Origin of the sequence: Pseudomonas sp. FGI182, assembly GCF_000511325.1 — a bacterium.
GTDB classification, from domain to species: Bacteria; Pseudomonadota; Gammaproteobacteria; order Pseudomonadales; family Pseudomonadaceae; genus Aquipseudomonas; species Aquipseudomonas putida_Z.
Genome location: NZ_CP007012.1, coordinates 3,483,119 through 3,498,828, shown reverse-complemented (window position 1 = coordinate 3,498,828; position 15,710 = coordinate 3,483,119). Strand labels below are relative to the sequence as shown.

General features: G+C 61.9%; 13 protein-coding genes. 9 read left to right on the top strand and 4 right to left on the bottom strand.

The genetic code is table 11. From position 1 onward, the window contains the following. Positions 1-4: 4 nt before the first annotated feature. From C163_RS15435 to dapA, 7 genes are all read left to right on the top strand, one after another. Entirely contained in the window at positions 5-2,083 is a 2,079-nt protein-coding gene (locus C163_RS15435) for a type VI secretion system Vgr family protein (protein WP_025339597.1), read from the top strand. Beyond that, the gene (locus C163_RS15430; RefSeq protein WP_025339596.1) at positions 2,083-3,006 is read left to right on the top strand and encodes a hypothetical protein; all 924 of its coding nucleotides are present in this window, start codon (positions 2,083-2,085) and stop codon (positions 3,004-3,006) included. The genes C163_RS15435 and C163_RS15430 overlap by 1 nt, the downstream gene beginning before the upstream one ends. Then, on the top strand, positions 3,003-6,230 hold the full coding sequence (locus C163_RS15425) for a T6SS effector BTH_I2691 family protein (protein ID WP_025339595.1): 3,228 nt from the start codon (positions 3,003-3,005) through the stop codon (positions 6,228-6,230). Before C163_RS15430 ends, C163_RS15425 begins: the two co-directional genes overlap by 4 nt. 172 nt (positions 6,231-6,402) lie before the next feature. Beyond that, a complete protein-coding gene (locus C163_RS15420) occupies positions 6,403-7,035 on the top strand; it encodes a DUF6708 domain-containing protein (protein WP_256220362.1) in 633 nt (210 codons plus the stop codon). After that, entirely contained in the window at positions 7,032-7,289 is a 258-nt protein-coding gene (locus C163_RS15415) for a PAAR domain-containing protein (protein WP_025339593.1), read from the top strand. Before C163_RS15420 ends, C163_RS15415 begins: the two co-directional genes overlap by 4 nt. A gap of 103 nt (positions 7,290-7,392) precedes the next feature. Next, complete coding sequence (locus tag C163_RS27160; protein ID WP_155951624.1) at positions 7,393-7,545, top strand: hypothetical protein; 153 nt, start codon at positions 7,393-7,395, stop codon at positions 7,543-7,545. A 121-nt stretch (positions 7,546-7,666) separates the two neighbouring features. Further along, a complete protein-coding gene (gene dapA, locus C163_RS15410) occupies positions 7,667-8,533 on the top strand; it encodes a 4-hydroxy-tetrahydrodipicolinate synthase (RefSeq protein WP_025339592.1) in 867 nt (288 codons plus the stop codon). 151 nt (positions 8,534-8,684) lie between these two features. Here dapA and C163_RS15405 read toward each other — a convergent pair whose 3' ends face one another. Further along, entirely contained in the window at positions 8,685-10,361 is a 1,677-nt protein-coding gene (locus C163_RS15405; protein WP_025339591.1) for an NAD(P)H dependent flavin oxidoreductase family protein, read from the bottom strand. Between the two features lie 78 nt (positions 10,362-10,439). Between C163_RS15405 and C163_RS15400 the strand changes: the two genes are divergently transcribed. After that, complete coding sequence (locus C163_RS15400; protein ID WP_025339590.1) at positions 10,440-11,987, top strand: PLP-dependent aminotransferase family protein; 1,548 nt, start codon at positions 10,440-10,442, stop codon at positions 11,985-11,987. A 237-nt stretch (positions 11,988-12,224) separates the two neighbouring features. Here C163_RS15400 and C163_RS15395 read toward each other — a convergent pair whose 3' ends face one another. After that, positions 12,225-12,623 carry a tetratricopeptide repeat protein gene (locus C163_RS15395; protein ID WP_025339589.1) on the bottom strand — a complete coding sequence of 133 codons (399 nt, stop codon included), beginning with the start codon at positions 12,621-12,623 and terminating at the stop codon, positions 12,225-12,227. A gap of 252 nt (positions 12,624-12,875) precedes the next feature. On the opposite strand from C163_RS15395, the gene C163_RS15390 reads away from it, so the two are divergent. Then, entirely contained in the window at positions 12,876-14,501 is a 1,626-nt protein-coding gene (locus tag C163_RS15390) for a methyl-accepting chemotaxis protein (protein WP_025339588.1), read from the top strand. A gap of 226 nt (positions 14,502-14,727) precedes the next feature. Here the strand turns inward: C163_RS15390 and C163_RS15385 are convergent, their stop codons facing one another. Then, a complete protein-coding gene (locus C163_RS15385) occupies positions 14,728-15,048 on the bottom strand; it encodes a hypothetical protein (RefSeq protein WP_015270018.1) in 321 nt (106 codons plus the stop codon). Positions 15,049-15,184: 136 nt separating this feature from the next. Further along, positions 15,185-15,649 carry a hypothetical protein gene (locus tag C163_RS27515; protein ID WP_081742285.1) on the bottom strand — a complete coding sequence of 155 codons (465 nt, stop codon included), beginning with the start codon at positions 15,647-15,649 and terminating at the stop codon, positions 15,185-15,187. Positions 15,650-15,710 lie beyond the last annotated feature (61 nt).

The following is a 15,710-nucleotide window of genomic DNA, read 5'->3' as shown; positions in this document are numbered from 1 at the left end:
CCGCATGCCTAGCCAATCCGACTTGCGTTTCACCTTCCAGCCGCTGGCTGGCCAGCTTGACTTCGAAGTGGTTTCGTTCGAACTCGACGAAATGATCAGCTCACCGTTCCAGCTGAAACTGGAACTGATCAGTTTTGAAGACGAGGTCGACTTCGGCCAGTTGCTCGACAAACCAGTGCTGTTCACGATCTGGCGCGGTGAGCGCCCCCTGCGCTATGTGCACGGCCTGGTCAGCGGTTTCAGCCAGGGTGAAACGGTGTTCTATCGCACCCGTTACCGCGCATTGGTCGAGCCCGTGCTGGCCCGTGCCGGCTTGCGTTCGAACTGGCGCATCTTCCAGCAGAAGACCGTGCCGCAGATTCTCGAATTGATGCTCAAGCGCCAGGGCATTGCCCGTTTCGAAATCAAGAGCATGGGCGAGCATCAGGTGCGCGAGTTCTGCGTACAGGCCGGTGAAACGGACCTCGACTTCATCGCCCGCCTGGCGGGTGAAGAGGGTTTCGTCTATCGCTTCGAGCACACGCCGAAACACCACCTGTTGGTCATCACCGACCGACTGCTGGCGCTGGGGCAGATCAGCCGAAGCGCGCTCAAGGCCGACGACGAAGGTGATGACTTCTTCGACGAAGACGACATCGGCCCCGACCAGGTGCTGTATCGCGCCAACAGCGGTGGCGACCAGGCCAGGCCTTGCCTGCGCCGCCTGCGTTACAGCGAACAGGTGCGCACCGCCCGCCAGGTGCAGCGGGACTACACCTTCACCAACCCGCAGTACCGGCAGGAACACCGCGCAGGTGACAGTAGCATCACCCATCAGTCCCGGGACTATGAGCGCTTCGACTACCCCGGCCGCTACAAGCGTGATGCGGTCGGAGTGCCTTTCACCGCTACCCGCCTGACGGCCCTGCGCCATGACGCCCGTATTGCCGAAGTCGAGGGTGACGATGTACGCCTGCAACCGGGGCTGAGCTTCACCCTCGTCGAGCACCCGCGCAAAGACCTCAACGCCCATTGGCGTGTGATGCGTGTACATCACGAGGGCAGCCAGTTCACCAGCCTGCAAGAAGAAGCTGCCGGGGCCGAACAAGGAACACGCTACTCGCAGGAAGCCGTCCTTGTGCCCGGCCGGATCGAATGGCGTCCGGCGCCATTGCCCAAGCCACGCATCGACGGCCCGCACATGGCCACGGTCGTCGGGCCACCCGGGGAAGAGATCTACTGCGACGAGTGGGGCCGGGTCAAGGTGAGCTTCCCCTGGGACCGGGAGAGCGAGAGCAACGAGTTCAGCTCCTGCTGGGTACGCGTATCACAAGGTTGGGCAGGCGGCAGCTGGGGCTCGATGGCCATCCCGCGCATCGGCCAGGACGTGATCGTCCAGTACGTCAACGCCGACCCCGACCAGCCGATGATCACCGGGCGTACCTATTGCGGCGACCAGCTGCCGCCGTACGACCTGCCCGAGCACAAGACGCGCATGACCATCAAGAGCCAGACCCACAAGGGCGATGGTTTCAACGAGCTGCGCTTCGAGGACGAACTCGGCAAGGAAGAAGTGTTCATCCATGCCCAGCGGGACCAGAACAATGTAGTCGGCAATGACGAGACCACGCGTGTGGGGCGTAATCGTGTCGAGCAGGTCGGTAATGATGAGCACTTGAATATCGGCCATGACTTCCGCCAGGAAACCGGGGGCGACCATACCCAGCTCATTGGGCAAAACTGCCGTGTAGATATCAAGCATGACCTGTTCGAGAAAGTAGGCAACGACCGTAGCGAATCAACAGGGGCCAATCACCAGGCCTTTGTCGGAAAGGACGCCGAGCTTGTCGTCAAAGGTGCGCAAAAGGTCACCGTCGGGCAGGGCATGGAGCAACATACGACGATCTATCAGCTGCGCGCCAGTGAGCGCATCGAGTTCAGAACCGCGGGCGGCAGCATTGTGCTGGACGGGCAGGGCATCACCATCAACGGGCTGAAACTCGACCTGCTGGGGCAAACCAGTGCGGCTGCGTCAGGGGCTGGAAACAGCCAGCCACTCTCGCTTACGCCTGACGCCAGCAAAAAGTGCGAGGCCAAGGTCTGATGCGCACCGATAACCTGGCCAGGCTCATCGAAAGCCATCATGGGGCGCACTTGTACTGCCATGTGCTGATAGACCCGCTTGCGACTGCTCACGATGGCGACCACGCCGTGCTTGCCCCGCTGCGCAATGCCCTGGGTGAGCAGGCATTGACCCGTGTGCACCGGGCCGACCTGGCCCATGCCCCCCAACTGCATCCCGTACTGGTCTGCCTGGCTTCGCCCGGCACTGTCCCCAGTCGCCGTCTGCTGGAGCTGACCGCCCGGGCAGCGCAGAGGGCGTTGTTTCAGCAACGGCGTTACCTGTGTGGCTGGCTGTTCAGTGAGGCGCCTTCGGCCGCTGTCGCGTCCCATCTCACGGCCTTGTGTCGGTTGCCCGATTCCAATCGGGAATTTGGCTGCTACCCGGTCTACGAACCCATCCGTCTGGAGTTGCTGGCGGCGACGTTCGAGCGGCTTGAACAAGGCCCATGGTGGCCGATCAGTGACTGGTTGTTCCTGAGTAGCGGTGGGAGGTTGGCAAGCCTGAAAGGGCAGAGCGGGCAGCGACACCCTTTGCCGACCCCTGCGCGGCGAATTCAGGATGATGTGGGGCTGATCGAACGTGTGCTGGCTACCTGGAGAGTGTTGCGAGCGGGTTCGCAGCACACCAATCAGTGTCAGATTCCACCGTTTGCTGCGGTGCGTGCTTCGAACCATGTCGATGATGCACGCAGGTTGGGCCTGAGCGAGATGGAGGACATCGTGGCCTTCGCTCTCCATCACCTGTGCATTCACCCCAGGCTGCACACCGTACCTGCGGTGGGCGAAATGATCGACACAGCGGCCAGAGGTCAGGCGCCTCTTGCCGCATTGCTCGCCCGCTACTCCGAGGCGCAATGGCGCCAACTGATCGAATGCCTGCCGAAATCCGAGAGTCGCTTATGACCATCAGCCAACGTATTGCCCTCGCGATCGCCGAAGCCGGGCTGCCACACGACCAGTGCATGTCCTGTGAACGCCAGGGCCTGCCGATCCTGCCGCTGCGCCGCGCCCTGGTGCCGGATACCCGCCCCGAGTGTGTCTCCACCGTGGCGGATAACCGGCATATCACGGCGAAGATCGGCTTGCGCACCTTGCGCATGGGCTACCTGTATGTCCTGCTCGACCAGCAGGTCTGGCACGCCTATGCCGTCAGCGAGCAAGGTCATCTGCGCCGCTTTAATCCTTATGAGCCGCCAGACGGCCCGCCTTCGCCGCTGCCCGAAAAATGCGTGAACGCAGATCACGACATTCCTTCGGCCTTTCTCAACATCGATACCAGCAGGTACGCCAGCGCCTGGCTGGCCTTCTCCAGCGATCCCTGGCCGGTGAGCGTGCTGAACGCCTACAAGAGCGGCGCGTCGCCTGCACATCGCTTCGAGGGCCTGGATCTGATTCAGGCACGCAGCAATCCCGAACTGCTGGGCATCGCCATGACGCCCGATAAGCTTGGGGTCGACCAGCAGGTGTTCGAGTATGCCCAGCATGGCTGCGCCCCCTTCGACAGTGCGCATGGCTTCCACAGCCGCTGGTTGCGCCGGTTCGCCCTGCGCGGCTATCTGGTTAATGCGATCAACCGGCACCAGCTGGAAAACGGCGTGCTGGCAGTGGTGCTCGACGACACCGTCGGGCTGATTCAGGAGTACAACCATCAGCGCCTGAACTGGGTACTGAAGCGTCAGGCCTGGCGTGAGGAACCGATGCGGGCCTATCAGCTGCAGACCTCGCAGATCCTGCAGATCATTCGTGCCACGCACAGGGAGTGGGCGGCGCAGAAGGTGCCGTCGTTGGAGCCGATGACGGGCGATGGGCCGCCGGTGTTCACCGCCCCGGCAGTCGAGCGGCAGCTATTGGTCGAGCGTGCGCAGCAGGAGAGTGACGAGCGGCTTGAAGAGCGCTACCACGAACCGCAGCGGGCCGCGTTCCAGGCTGAATACGAGCAGCAGGAGCGCGAGTTTCAGCGTTACATCGACAAGGACACAAGGGCGTACGTTGCCTTGTTCGATACACCCATGTTCAAGGTGGCCGAGGCGTACGACTACGACGGCAACGATCGTGAGTCCGGGGTGGCCTACGCCAAGACCATGGCCCTGTGCCTGGGTGGCGGCATTACGGAAGCTGTCGTCCCCCGCCTTGAACCGCATGTTCCCGCTTCCGGCACCAGCGAACTGCTCTGGTTGAAATGGCTGCAGGACCCTGACAGCCCGCCCTACCGCGCGTTGTTGATGCGGGATCGCTCTCTGCTGGCCGGGCTGCTGCCCAGTTTCTCCGCCACAGAAGCGATCAACTGGAACGACAGCGACAAGCTCTACGGCATGCTGAGCAAGATCATCGCCAGCGATGACGCCGGCTTGCGCATGCGCAATACCCTAAAGCAGGCCATTGCTGAAACGCAGGGTGCGCTCAATGCAGCCAGTCAGCGGCTGGCGCCATGTCTGTCGCCTGGCATTCAGAAAGCCGTGCGGCATCTGAACAGCGCCACGCAGTTTCTTTACAACGGCGTGCACCTGATCGAGCTGGAAGTGCAGATGAAGCTGGGCGAGTACTACGCCTTGCAGAGCGCCCACCTCCGGGATTTGCAGCACAAGGCCAACGCGTCGATCGCCGAGGCGCGGGACCGGATGCGCCGTAATATCGATGACTTCGAGTTTGGCTCGATGAAGGCCATGCGTAAGGTGCGGCCGATCATCCAGCACGGGCTGATGAGCCTGGCCGTACTCGATCCACGGTTCACCAATTCGATGATCAGCGTGACGGTGTGGGTCGAGGGCAAGGCGGAAGAGGTGCATGGGCGATTGTTCCAGGAAGCCAACATTGGCGTAACGCAGGCGAGCAGTGCGGCGCAGCTTGCCCTAGTGGATATCTCGGTGGCGGCAGGGACGTTGGAAGCCGATGCACGCAAATTATTGCAGGGGATGAAGATCACGTCGCAGCAGGCGGCCCGATTGGTAAAAACCGGTTTTTCCGGGTTGCGCGGGATTGCTGGCAGCTGGGAGGTTCTGCTGGCGATAGGCGGTTTGTATTTGCAGCAGGACAGCCTTGGCAGGAATCAGGAAAAGGCGGAAGCGGAGATTGGGCCGAAGGCGTATGAGGCCAAGTTGGCGTTGCAAGGATCGTACTTGGGAGTGTTGGGAGGGCATATCGAACTGGTTGGGCTCATGTTGCGGGCAAGTGCCTATAAGGGTATGCCATGGGCCAAAGGTGCTACTGCCACAGGCGAGACCTTGATAAAGATCGGTGCTGTAATAGGCGCTGTCGTCGGGTTTGTTGAGGCAGCACAGGCAGTTTCTGCTGCTAAACGTGCATCGGCAGCAGGAGATGGTGCAGCAGCGATACGATACTGGTTGGCTGCAGGTTTTTACGGGGCCAGCGCCATTGCCGTCGCTGGAACAGCATTAAGTTCCACTGTATGGGGACCCGTAGGCCTCGCTGTAGTGCTGGCGTTGACTGCCTATACGCTTAGCAAAAGCGCTGAAGAGAATGAGTCATCCGCTCTGGAACGGTGGGCCCGACGGTGCTGTTTTGGAAAGGCAGATGAGACGCCAGTCATTCACTGGAGAAGCCCGGAATACGCAGACATCGCATTTGCGGAGCTCAACGCCGCCACGCTAGGTGTACAGGCAGAATTCCACTTCGAAGCGAATCTGGTAAGCGACCCGGCCACTCCAAGGATCGGAGGGTTGACCGGTCTTGAACGGAAACAAAAAATAAAATTCAAGATAATCCTACCTCAGTATAAAGACGGAATGTCGGCATATCGGTGGTGCCTGACAGTCCATCGTCGAGGTGATGGCCAGTTCCCGGACTACACGGGAGGAGAGACGCTGGTTGTGGATGAGTTTCATGCACGTCGCTCAACTGGCTCTTCCAAGTCGGCCAGCTTCCCTGGCTTTTCTCCGCCTAGGCTGCCCGACTATAAAAGCGACTTTAATATTGATAAAAAGTACTCTTCTTTTTCGGAGGGTAATGACCGGTCCCAATTGGCTATCTCAGGCCTTATAGAACTCATGCCGACAATTGGAGCGCACTCCATTGTCGCAGCAACATTGCTGGTAATGTACTGGCCGGACCGAGAAATTGAAAGTGCGTATATTGAGGTATGTAACCGGAGGGCAAATGACGACGCATGAGCCAAGAGTGCTAATGAGACGTGCGCCAGCCTGGCGCTACGATCTACCGAGCGCCCACGAAGCACCCACATCTCTCTTGAGTTTGAACGATATTAATCCGCCACCAAACCATGCTGATGATGTATACATGGAGTTGCCTCGATCTACAGTCCGTCTACGAGGTGTATTGGCCTTGCTTGGCATTCCGACGCTGCTGTTCTTGTTTTTTGTAGCTGTACAAGTGTATTGGGGCCTCATTGATTACAGTCAGGCCTTCGATTGGATTATGAAGCTAATCTTGATACTCGGGCCTCTAATCTGCATATGGGTCGTCTTTTCATTTGTCCGGCTAGACTTGGCACTTCCACGAGACGAACCAATACGTTTTAATCGCTTGCGTCGAAAGATCTATGTTTATCAATTCAGATGCAACTACCTCTTCCTGTTCAGCCGCAAACACTGGGGCGTCAAACCTGTCGCCTACAATTGGGACGACGTAACCGCCGAAGTCTACCGAGTCTACGCCTCCGGCTACGGTGGGCTGATCGAAAACGTCATGCTGTCGGTTCGCAACCCGGACACCGACGAAGTCATCGACCGCGTGTTATTCACCCACGACCTCTACCACGGAGAAGCCTACTGGGCTATCGCCCGGCTATTCATGCAGCAAGGCCCCGAAGCCCTGCCGAAGTTCGTGCACCCACCCCGTGACTGGAACGATGACGATGGCCTGAGCCACATGCATTGCCTGGCACCCAAGGTTCATTGGCCGGAGGACATGGACCGTGAATCTCGTACCGGACCATCAGAAGGAGAAGCCCAATGAACCCTGTCGTACTGGTAGGCCATCGACATGTCTGCCCGCTGCATGGCATCAACCAGGTAGAAAGCGGCAGTGCCACGTACACCTTCAATGGCAGGGCGGTTGCCAGGGTGGGGGATCGGACCACGTGCGGCGCCGTGATCGAGAGTGGGGCTGAGCATTTCCTGGTCGAGGGCGCGGCCGTGGCGCGTAAAGGTGACCGGACGGATCACGGTGGTGTGCTGGAGGAGGGTGATGCAGGGTGGATGCTGGATTGATCAAATACCTCTTGTACAAGATCGGGCCCACAGATCTGTGTGCGGCTTTGGCAGTGAACACCAGCGCAGCCGGATGGGTTTGCTATCTCGGTGTTGACACCGAGTGCGCCGCGCCACCATTATCCAGCCATATCCACGCAACGGGCTTGCCAGCATGTCCATTTCCAACCACGCCATTTTCGCTTCGGGCTTCATCGCCCAGGCAGGCGCGTGCGTTGCCGTTGCCAAGAAATCCAAGAAACAGCCGCTCATCTGACCGAGGCGCGCTGTCTCGTCAGGTGGGCTGACGAGACAGAAGGCGCCAGGTATCCCTGCCAGACCACTTCGACTCTTCGCCCTGCTGACGCTGACTTTCGGTCAACATCAGGAGTTTTTGCATGTCGAATTTCCGTGGTATCTGGATCGCCCTCGTCACGCCCATGCGCGCCAATGAAATCGACTTCGCCGCCCTGGAAAAACTGGTGAAGAAGCTGCTCGAAGAGGGTGTGGCCGGTTTTGTGGTATGCGGTACCACGGGCGAGGCAGCGGCGCTGTCCAAGGCCGAGCAACTGGCCGTGCTGGACGCTGTGCTGGCCTTGGTGGAACCGGGCAGGGTGGTGATGGGCCTGTCGGGCTACAACCTGCGCGAGCTGTTGGCCTTCCAGGCTGAAATCCAGCGGCGTGACATTGGCGGACTACTGGTCCCTGCACCGTGCTACATCCGGCCTTCGCAGGCCGGCATCGAGGCGTTCTTCAGCACCGTTGCGGATGCCGCCAGCGTGCCGGTGATCGTCTACGACATCCCCTACCGCACCGGGGTACGCATCGAGCGTGAAACCCTGCGCCGCATCGTGCGCCACCCGCGCATCGCGGCGGTGAAGGACTGCGGCGGCGACAGCGAGACCACCATGGCCCTGATCCAGGACGGCCACGCCCAGGTGCTGGCCGGTGAGGACGTGCAGATCTTCAACAACCTGTGCCTGGGTGGCGCAGGGGCCATTTCGGCTTCGGCGCATGTACGCGCCGACCTGTACGTGCGCATGCTGCAGCAGGTCGACCATGGCGACTGGGTAGCTGCGCGCGGCACGTTCTACCAGTTGCTGCCGTGGATGAAGATGGCCTTTGCCGAGCCCAACCCGGCTGTGGTCAAGGCGGCCTTGCAGCTGCAGGGGCTGATGAGCGACGAACTGCGAGAGCCCATGCAGCCGTGCACCGAGATGACCCGGGGCAAGCTGCAAGGCGTGCTGGATTCGCTCGGTGCTTGAGATAGAACGGCACATAACTCATTGAATCAGCAGGGCCCCTGTGGGAGCGGCTTTAGCCGCGAACACCGGCGCAGCCGGTGCCATGCAGCGTGTTGGATTCTTCGCGGCTAAAGCCGCTCCCACAGGGTACGCGGATCGCTTGCTTCTGAATCTATGAAAGCGGCCTGGCCTCGCCAATCAGGATGTCTTCGAAAAACGCCCCGACCGGCTCGGTAGGGTGGCACAACTGGATCTCCAGCACCCACACCACTTCGCTCGGGACGATTTCCACCTCGGCCAGTTTGTCCTGCCCATACAGCACATGCGGGAAGTCGGCGATGCGATGCCCGGCCAGATTGCGCTCCAGCTGCCAGCCTTTTGCCTGGGCACTGCGCTCGGCGAAGTCGTACAGTTCGCGCCCGGTCAGGCCACGGCCCCAGGCCTGGCGGGTTTCGTCGAACACTTCATGCAGTGCCTTGACGCAGGCGTGGTGCAGATCGTGCTGGCCGAACACGAAGGTGTCGCCATAGTCGCCCTCATAGCCATCCCATACCGGGCCGACATCGACCACGACGATATCCGTGTTACGTAATACACGTTGCAGATCAATGCCTTGGCGCGGCGTGCGCACGGTGTCGTCGCCAAAGCGGATGTAGGTCGGGTGCCAGGTGTGCGATGCGCCCATCGCCTGCAAGGTTTGCGCAGCCATCTCCAGCGCCTGGGCGGTGGTCATGCCGACTTTCAGCTGGCTGGCGATCGCTGTCACGGCCCGTACCGACTGCTCGCGGGCAGCGAGCATGCCGTCCAGCGAGTAGCGCGGGCCGACTTTTTCCAGCTCCGGGTGCAATGGGTTGGCTGTTGAAGCCTCGGGCGCCAGTGCGCCGCTGGCAACGAAAGCCTCCGCGACAAAACGATGGGGCTGCAGGCCTGCCGCGAGGCACTGCTCGCGAACCTGGCTGATCATCGTGACATTGCCGCAGGCATAGACCTGGGTGTCGGCCCAGCGATGGGCCTGGGCCAGCGCCACCTGCTGCACGCGCGCCTGGTCCGACAGCACCGGGTGCCAGCGAAAGTGAGCGTGTGCACGGCTGGCCTGGTCGAGAAACTCACGGTCATAGAAGTCGGCGTCCGATCTGCCGCCCCAGTACAACGTGACCTCGGCATCACCTGCCAGGGCGGTCAGCAGCAATGGCTTGATGCCGGCGTAACCTGTGCCAGTGGCGAACAGCACCAGGGGCCGCTGGTCCTCGTGCTGCCAGGTGCAGGCACCCACCGGCCCTTCAAGTTTCAAGCTGTCACCTGCTTGCAGGGTTGGCAGCATACGTTCGGTAAACAGGCCGCCGCTTACCTTGCGGATGTGAAACACCAGTTGCCCCTGGTCCTGGGCGGGCAGGTTGGCGATGGAAAAACAGCGGCTGTCGCCGTTGGCGAGCCGAAAGCGTACGTACTGGCCAGCCCGTACCGCCAACGGCTGTGCAGGCTGCAGCACCAGTTCGATGATATCGGCGCTCAGTTCGCGTTTGCCATGAACCTGCGCGTGGATTTCCAGCGCCTGGGTTTCCAGGGACCAGCCGGGGATTTCCAGGCGCATGTCGCTGCAGGCGTGGCTCTGGCACAGCAACATTTCGTCGGCGGCGAGGGGGTAGCAGGGCGCGGGCATTTCTGCCGTCCGCTGCTTGTCCCGATACTGCCCCGACACCACCTTGACCTTGCACGACCCGCAGGCGCCGCGGCGGCAGGAGAAGGGCACCGGCAGGCCGCTGGCGAGCATGGCATCGAGCAGCAGCTCCTGGCTGGCGTCGAAGGTTTTGCCCGAGGGCGACAATTCGATCACGTGGCGGTTCTGCATGGGCACCTCGGGGCAAGTGGAGGTTCGATTGTTGCTATAGTCCAGGACCAGTAGAACCTCCAGTTTCGGTTAATTCACATGGTCCAGCTTCGCAAATGGCAGCCGCTGCTCAAGCTCGACAGGGCGCAGCCACAGGCTTCGTACAGGCAGATCGTCGAGGGCCTGGTAGCCGCGATCTCCGAGGGCCGCCTGCGCCCCGGCACGCCGTTGCCTGGCACGCGGGAAATGGCGCAACTGCTGAACGTCAATCGCAAGACGGTGATCCTCGCCTACGAGGAAGCCGAGACCAAGGGCTGGCTGGAAAGCGTGCAGCGCCGTGGCACCTTCGTCAGTCGGCAGCTGGCGGCTGGCACCCTGGCCGAGCCCGACGCAGCGCAGCCCTTTGCCCTGGTGCTACAGGAGGAGCCTGCCGTTGCCTACTTCGCGGCCAACGAACAGGCTGCCGCGCAGCAGGATCGGCCGGGTGCGCTGTTCTTCGACAACGGCGCCTGTGACCACCGCCTGCTGCCGCAGACCGTTCTGCACCGTTATTACCGTAATGCCTTGCGCAAGAGCTTTGCCGCCAACACCGTGCGCCATGGCAGCGCGTGCAGCAGCCACTCCCTGCGCAGCGCCTTGGCCGACATGCTGCGGCACAATCGCAGCCTGAACGTTGGCGCCGAGCATATCTGCCTGACCCAGGGTGTGCAGATGTCGCTGTACCTGGTGGCCAGCGTGCTGCTCAAGCCCGGTGACGTTGTGCTGGTCGAACGCCTGAGCTATCCGCCTGCGTGGGAGATCTTCCGCCAGCTGGGCGCCCGGCTGGTCACCGTGGACCTGGATGACGAGGGCTGCCGGGTCGAGCAGATCGATGCACTTTGCCGGCTGCACCAGGTGCGCATGCTGTACATCACTCCCCATCACCAGTTCCCGACCACGGTCAGCCTGCCTGCCGGGCGCCGACAGCAGCTGCTGGAGCTGGCGCGGCAGCATGACTTTTGCGTGGTCGAGGAAGACTACGACCATGAGTACCACTTCGCCGGTCGGCCTTACCTGCCGCTGGCCAGCGACCGTCAGCAGCGGCACGTGATCTACATTGGCTCATTGTCCAAGTCCCTGGGCAGCACGTTCCGTTGCAGTTTCATCGTGGCGCCGGCGGAGGTGGCTGCGGCGCTCGAACGCAGGGCGACGCTGACCCTGGGGCAGGGCGATGCGGTGATGCAGCAGATGCTGGCGGACTTGATCAATGATGGCGAGCTGAAGAAGCACTTGCGTCGGGTTACCCGGGAGTATCGCCGGCGTCGAGAGACCCTGTTGGCTTGCTTGCACGATGCCTTTGGCGAGCAGGTAACCGTGCGCGAGCCGGAAGGTGGGCTGGCGCTGTGGGTGAGGTTTGCTGACGGGATCGATGTGGATCAGTTGGTTGGCAAGGCGTTGGAGTTGGACCTGGTGGTACGCAGTGGCCGGCAGTTTTCGCCGTTTGGTCATGCGGAAAATGCCCTGCGCCTCGGTTTCGCCTCGCTGGACATGGATGAAATCCGGCTGGCTACACAACGTTTGGCGCAAGCGGCGAAGGCGATTGCAACATCGGTCCAGCGCAATCCCTGTGGGCGATCACCCAGCCCTTTGGGCTGCGCTGTCGATTAGAAAACTGAATTCGCAAGCGGTCCGCGTACCCTGTGGGAGCGGCTTTAGCCGCGAAGAATCCAACGCGGTGCATGGCACCGGCTGCGCCGGTGTTCGCGGCTAAAGCCGCTCCCACAGGGTCCCTGCTGATGCAATGAGTTAGGGGTAGTTCCATGAGAGCTGACTTGCGGGTGATCACCGGCGCAGCCGGTGGCAAAGCAGGTCGATGGTGGCCTGACGCGCAGCGTCTGATCGTCGTCAGTGTGCAGCCGTCGGCAGCATGCCCGAGCCCTGGGCCTTGTGCGCGGCTTCTATCAGCTGCAGGTTGCGGCTGCGCAGTGCGTGATTGTTGCCAACACGCAGGTTGGAGCGAAGCGCCAGGGTTTCGGCCTGTTCATACTGCCCTTGCTGAAGGCGCAAAACGCCAAGGTAGTGCAGCGTTGCCGGGTTGTTCGGCTGAATGTGCAGCGCACGCTCCAGGGTGGCCGCCGCCTGGTCCAGTTGGCCGTCGGCATATTGTTGCGAGGCGGTTTCGATCAGCACCGTCGAGGCATTGTTGCTGCGTGCGGGCGCGTAGCGTTCGCCGGCCAGTGCGCCCTGTGCCGTGATTGCGCTGAACAACAGGAGCAGGGCTGACAGAACAGGTGTGCTGGGCATCGGCGGTAGACTCGGCAGGGCTTGGGCAGGCCCGGTTGGAGGGCGAGGGATGCTATCGACCGAATTGGAGCGTTGAAGTTCCCGCCTGGTCGGCTTGTTGCCTGTTGTCCGGTCTTTGCCTCGACAACATCTGTTCGGTTACCGCCCATAACCGCACTCCGGCGCCTCAAGCCTGAGGCAGTACCTCCGATAGCAGCACACCCACCGTCGAATTATCGATCAGAAGTGGTGCCAACAAGGAGTACTGCCCGCATGCTTGCCAACCTGAAGATCCGCACCGGAATGTTCTGGGTGCTGTCGCTGTTCAGCGTGACCCTGCTGTTTTCCACCGTCAGTGCCTGGCGGGCGGCGGTGGGCAGTGACCAGCAGATCACCGAACTGGACCAGACTGCGCACCAGTCGGACCGGTTGAACAATGCGTTGCTGATGGCGATTCGCGCCAGTGCCAATGTGTCCTCGGGCTTCATCGAGCAGCTGGGTGGTCATGAGGAAAGCGCCAACAAGCGCATGGCGCTGTCGGTCGAGCTGAACGACAAGAGCCAGAAGCTGGTGGACGAGTTTGTCGAAAACGCCCGCGAGCCTGCGCTGCACGCACTGGCAACCGCGCTGCAGGCCACCTATGGCGAGTATGCCAAGGCGGTCGCCGGGCAGCGTGAGGCAACCCGTCAACGTTCGCCCGAGCAGTATTTCAAGGTCAACACCGACGCCGGCAACGCCATGGGCCGGCTGCAGGCACTGCGCCAGCAACTGGTCGGCGCATTGAGTGAGCGCGGCCAACAGATCATGCTGGAATCCGATCGGCGCCTGGCGCGCGCCCAGTTGCTGAGCCTGGGGCTTCTGGGCGTGACGCTGTTGTTGGCGGCGCTGTGCTGGGCCTTTGTTGCCCAGCGCGTGCTGCACCCGCTGCGCGAAGCTGGCCGGCACTTTCAGCGCATTGCCGGTGGCGACCTGAGCGTGCCGGTGCAGGGGCAGGGCGGTAACGAGATTGGCCAGCTGTTCCATGAACTTGAACGCATGCAGCAGAGCCAGCGCGACACCCTGGGGCAGATCAGCAGCTGTGCCAGGCAACTGGACGCAGCCGCCACGGCGCTGAATACCGTCACCGAGGAAAGTGCCAACAACCTGCGCCAGCAGGGCCAGGAGCTGGAGCAGGCCGCCACCGCCGTCACCGAAATGACCACGGCCGTGGAGGAGGTTGCGCGCAATGCCATCACCACCTCGCAGACCACCAGCGAATCCAACCAGCTGGCAGCGCAAAGCCGCCGGCAAGTCAGCGACAACATCGACGGCACCGAGGCCATGACTCGGGAGATCCAGGCCAGCAGCGCGCATCTGCAGCAACTGGTCGGGCAGGTACGGGACATCGGCAAGGTGCTGGAAGTGATTCGCTCGGTGTCCGAGCAAACCAACCTGCTGGCGCTCAATGCCGCCATCGAGGCCGCCCGTGCGGGCGAGGCCGGGCGCGGCTTTGCGGTGGTCGCGGATGAGGTGCGTACGCTGGCGTACCGCACGCAACAGTCGACCCAGGAAATCGAGCAGATGATCGGGCGCGTGCAGGCGGGAACCGAAGCGGCCGTGGCCTCGATGCAGGCCAGTACCAGCCGCGCCCAATCGACGCTGGACGTGACCCTGGCTTCGGGGCAGGTGCTGGAGGGTATCTACAGTGCGATTGGCGAGATCAACGAGCGTAACCTGGTGATTGCCAGCGCAGCCGAAGAGCAGGCCCAGGTGGCGCGAGAGGTGGACCGCAACCTGCTGAACATCCGCGAGCTGTCGACATCCTCGGCAGCGGGGGCGCAGCAGACCAGTGAGGCGAGCAAGGCGTTGTCGGGGTTGGTGGGGGAGATGACGGCGTTGGTAGGGCGGTTCAGGGTTTGAGGTCTGGCGGGCACCAGACTGTGGCAGCGGGCGCGCCCGCGATCACCGGCGCAGCCGGTGCCATCAACCGCGTCGCCTGCTTCGCGGGTAAACCCGCTCCCACAGGGACCCCGCCAGCTGAAGGAATGCGCCGTACCTGTGGGAGCGGGCGCGCCCGCGAACACCGGCGTAGCCGGTGCCATCAACCGCATCGCCCGGTTCGAGGGCACGCCATGTGCGCTTTCAGTTATCGATCATGCTTCGAAGAGGAGCGCCCGGCCTTGTTGTGTTCCTTGGAATGGGCAATGCCGGATCGGGTAGTGCCACGGCCGTTGTCATCATTGCGCAGGCTTCCATAGTGATTGCCGCTCTCGCCATGGTTGCGGGTGGCCTTGCCTGCATGATCACTCTCGTAGCCGGCGCCATTACCGTTGAACCCACCTTTGCCGCCGCCATTGCCATTACCTTTGGCATATGCGGAACCAATCGGCGAGACATCGGCAGGCAACAATGCAGTTGCGCCGAGCGCCAGGGCGCAGGTAAAGACGGCTACCAGGGTTTTTTTCATGTTTGTTCGCCTCCAAAAGGCGCAGGGGGGGGAATTTGAGTGCGGATACGACATAAGGTTGCCTTTTAAGTTCCGCAGTGCGCAGCCTTTCGACGAAGCGGCTGCCAGGCCCTTTCAGTACCTGGCAGCCTTAAGCTCATCGATCATTCTTGGAGGAGTTTTGTACCGCGCCGCTCAGCCCCTTGGCATTATGATCACCGGGCGTAGTCCCCGAGATAGCGGTAGATTTCGTCAAGCCGCGAGTATCCTTGGACTGGGCAATGCCTGAGGTGGTGGTCCCATGGCCGTTGTCCTGGTTACGTGAGCTTCCATAATGATTGCCGCTCACACCATGATCGCGCGTAGCCTTGCCGGCATGATCACCCGCGAGGCCCGCACCATTGCCAGTGCCATTGTGCCCACCCATGCCGGCGCCACGTCCACCGCCATTGCCGCCGCCGTGGCCACCACCACCACCACCGTGGCCGCCACCGCCACCGCCACCGCCGCCACCACCGCCTTTGGCATACGCGGAACCCATCGGCGAGATATCGGCAGGTAACATTGCCGTTGCGCCGAATGCCAGAGCACACGCAAAGACGGCCACCAGGGTTTTTCTCATGTTGTTTCGCCTCCAACGGCGCAGGTAGAGCTCAGGTGCTGGTAAGACATGCAGCGGCCTT